The following is a 1,142-nucleotide window of genomic DNA, read 5'->3' as shown; positions in this document are numbered from 1 at the left end:
AGTAAGGTCATTAAATACGATTTGCTACACTTTGTCAACATAAAAATAACACATATTGATAATTTCAAAGGGAATCGGTTAGGTAGTGTTAATTATTATAATTTAAGGATTAAATAATGAAGTCACTATCCATAACGCTCATAGTAATATTTATAGCTTTCTTTTCGATATCAGTGTTATCAAGATACACTAGTGTAGATAGTTTAGAACAATACGATAAACTTTACGAAAAATATGTAAGTGAAAATTATCAAAACTCAGAATATCATCAAAAATTAGCAAAGGCAAAAGAATCGGTGGAGTATTTAAAAACATTTATGGGAAGTACTGTAGACATCCCCAATGATAAAAGTCCATTTTGGAAGCATTTAATAACACTACCTAGCAATCCTCCGGAATTTAATATTTTAAAACATTATCACATAGTGCTTGTTTTTTGTGGTCGTTTTGCTGATTTATTACAAGGTGATAAAAGTATGCCCACAGTTACATTTAACGACTTGCAAACAAAACTTAAGAAATACGGTAGTATTTTTAATGACTGGGATACTATAGAAACTATTTTATTTAAAGCAAAATTTGAAACACATTTTAATGATCCAATGTTTGAATACGCAGAAAAATTTTTGAATTCTCCAAATGGCATTAGCAGAAAAGAACAAACTATTCGTACAGAGCATATGATACTAGGACATGAAAGCGTTCGTTTACAAAATACAGTGAATATGTGCTCTATTGCTATAAGTGTATATAGAGAAATGATGCCCAAAGAAGATATAAGACCCCCAGTAAGATATGGCTCTTTTGAAAAATGGAAGCGATATTTAAAAATTTTTTAAACTAGCGATTAAATACTTATGAAGCGCATTAAGAGCAACGCGCAGTGAATTCACAAGGTGTGGTAGCATTTGATCTTCTATAACGAGATACTGTAGCGCAGCGTGAAGATTATACTGTCTATAAAGGCATTGTGCTTCTTTTAGTGCCTCTTGCGTGTTTATAAACTGCTCTGTTGCAAACGATACCCATTTGTCTCTTGCCTTATCATCAGATGATGACGGCATTTCGTCATAAATCGCATTAGGCAAGCCTTTTGCACAAAGGTAATTATTTCTTATCTGTAGGTACTGTTGCGCGGCATC

Annotated in this window: 1 protein-coding gene and 1 pseudogene; one reads left to right on the top strand and one right to left on the bottom strand. The window is 32.5% G+C overall.

What is annotated here, in order from left to right:
* Positions 1-116 precede the first annotated feature (116 nt).
* Positions 117-839, top strand: coding sequence for a hypothetical protein (locus tag ACFIMQ_RS09385; protein WP_375610990.1), 723 nt, complete (start codon positions 117-119; stop codon positions 837-839).
* Here the strand turns inward: ACFIMQ_RS09385 and ACFIMQ_RS09380 are convergent.
* Positions 825-1,142, bottom strand: a pseudogene (locus ACFIMQ_RS09380) (hypothetical protein); the annotation flags it as partial. The gene ACFIMQ_RS09385 and the pseudogene ACFIMQ_RS09380 sit on opposite strands and share 15 nt — an antisense overlap.

The organism is Bartonella sp. AD13SXNS (assembly GCF_042196465.1).
In the GTDB taxonomy this organism is placed as follows: Bacteria; Pseudomonadota; Alphaproteobacteria; order Rhizobiales; family Rhizobiaceae; genus Bartonella.
The sequence above is the reverse complement of the archived record's forward strand: the minus strand, read 5'-3'. Positions and strand labels throughout refer to the sequence as shown.

Bases quoted from the DNA above. Each gene is read 5' to 3' on its own strand.
- ACFIMQ_RS09385 (WP_375610990.1), top strand. From the start codon at position 117: ATGAAGTCACTATCCATAACGCTCATAGTAATATTTATAGCTTTCTTT.